This window comes from Flavobacterium sp. WG21, from assembly GCF_000335775.1.
In the GTDB taxonomy this organism is placed as follows: domain Bacteria; phylum Bacteroidota; class Bacteroidia; order Flavobacteriales; family Flavobacteriaceae; genus Flavobacterium; species Flavobacterium tructae.
Genome location: NZ_AMYW01000080.1, coordinates 1 through 701 on the forward strand (window position 1 = coordinate 1; position 701 = coordinate 701).

Annotated in this window: 2 protein-coding genes; both read left to right on the forward strand. The window is 38.1% G+C overall.

Annotation, left to right across the window (positions count from 1 at the left end; all coding sequences use genetic code 11):
• The coding region (locus C245_RS0122525) for a cupin domain-containing protein (protein ID WP_017498860.1) at nucleotides 1-308 on the forward strand (308 nt) is incomplete at its 5' end.
• Nucleotides 309-434: 126 nt separating this feature from the next.
• The coding region (locus C245_RS0122530) for an alcohol dehydrogenase catalytic domain-containing protein (protein ID WP_026110236.1) at nucleotides 435-701 on the forward strand (267 nt) is incomplete at its 3' end.

The window sequence follows — 701 nt, forward strand, 5'->3', positions numbered from 1 at the left end:
ATCCTGATAATACGGTTATAAAAGAAGTTTCTTTTGAACCGGGTTCAAGATGTAATTGGCATGTTAACCCAACACTGCAATTGTTTATTGCTACGAACGGGATTGGCTATTTTCAGGAAAAAGGAAAAGCCATCCGACTGCTTCATAAAGACGAAGTAGTTACGATTCTGCCCGGAATAGAACACTGGTATGGAGCGACCCCGTTCAGTTCGTTTTCACACATTGCTATTATCACTGAAATTGATAAAGGAACAGGAATTTGGCTCGATAGCGTAACCGATGAAGAATATTACAGTTACGGGAAGTAAGTTTAATTAGATAATTAGAAAATTCTGAATGGGAATACCTGTATTTTTTGTAAGCTGAAACTTGAAACAAAGAAAACCTGAAACAAATAAAACCTGAAACAAATAAAACTAAAAAACAATAAAAACATGGAAGTAAAAAACATAAAAGCCTTTGGAACAGAGGCTGCGGATGCACCGTTGCAGACATTAGACATTCAGCGCAGAGCAGTATTAGCTCATGATGTAGAAATAGAGATTTTATATTGTGGAATTTGTCATTCCGATTTGCATTCAGCCAGAAACGAGTGGCACGGGACGATTTATCCAATAGTTCCAGGGCATGAGATTGTGGGGAGGGTAACAAAAGTGGGAGATCACGTAAAGAATTTCAAAGTTGGCGATTTGGCTGGAGTA